Below are 1,178 nucleotides of genomic sequence, written 5' to 3' on the forward strand. Positions count from 1 at the left end.
TTCATTATTGGTGCGGGATTTGCCACCGCTTCGGCGATGGGTATGACGCTGGCTTGGCTTTGCGCTTTACTCGCCGTGTTAACCGCATATATCCGAGTTTTAGGCGTCAGCATGGGAGGTGAAGCCGATTTCCAAGGGCCGATGGCCAAACAACATCGAATGGCGCTCTTAACTTTTACTTTACTGTTTATCGCAGCCTTATCCTTATTTGATGAAGTGCCAGCCTTTTTTATCTATACCATGGATGCGGTGTTAGCCGTGATGTTGATTGGCCTAATTGTGACCATCAAACGTCGTTTACAGCACATCTACCAATTTCATGCAACGCGCCTCTCGTGGCCTAACGAACAAGGTGAATGACTATGTTCCATCTTCCGCAGCACTCACTGCATGTCATGTTGGCCATTTTAGCCGCTTTAATCACAGGCACCGTGTGTTATTTGTGGCTCTCACGTCGCCATCCAGAACGAGATTATCTTGAGCTGAAACTGCGCATCCGCTCTTGGTGGTGGATGGTTGCTATTGTCTTTATCGTGTTGCAGTTGCCACTCAATTACACGCTGTTTTTCGTCGGCTTTTTGAGTTTTATGGCACTCAAGGAATTTCTATCCATCGTACCGACACGAATGACGGATCGCCGAGTCATTTTTTGGGCATATTTATCTATTCCGTTTCAATATTACTGGCTCTCAATGGGCTGGTACGGCATGTTCATTATTTTTATTCCGGTTTATGTCTTCCTTTACCTACCCATGGTTATGGTTTTCATTGGTGATACCAAGGGCTTTATCCGCTCTGCTGGTATCATTCACTGGGCGATGATGTTAACCGTTTTTTGTATCAGTCATATGGCATACTTGCTGGTTTTACCCAGCTTGAACCCCGATGCAGGAACTGTGGGTATGCTGTTATTTTTATTAGTCATGACACAATTTAACGACGTCGCACAATATGTGTGGGGGAAAAGTTTCGGCAAGCATAAAATCGTTCCGAAAGTGAGCCCCAATAAAACGTGGCAAGGTTTTATTGGCGGCACGTTAACCGTCACACTCTCTTCGTATTTCGTTGCCCCTTACTTAACCCCATTGACGGCCAATCAAGGGCTTGTGGCGGGTCTGATTATTGCTTTGAGTGGCTTTATTGGGGATCTGGTTGTTTCTTCGGTGAAACGTGATCTG

General features: G+C 45.8%; 1 protein-coding gene and 1 pseudogene. Both read left to right on the forward strand.

Translation table 11 applies throughout. The features are described 5' to 3' along the window. Positions 1-360: pseudogene (locus B7C60_RS18745) on the forward strand (CDP-alcohol phosphatidyltransferase family protein); the annotation flags it as partial. A gap of 2 nt (positions 361-362) precedes the next feature. After that, positions 363-1,178, forward strand: an 816-nt coding sequence (locus B7C60_RS09280; RefSeq protein WP_245869101.1) for a phosphatidate cytidylyltransferase, incomplete at its 3' end; no start/stop codon positions are given.

Origin of the sequence: Vibrio fujianensis (assembly GCF_002749895.1) — a bacterium.
GTDB lineage: Bacteria > Pseudomonadota > Gammaproteobacteria > Enterobacterales > Vibrionaceae > Vibrio > Vibrio fujianensis.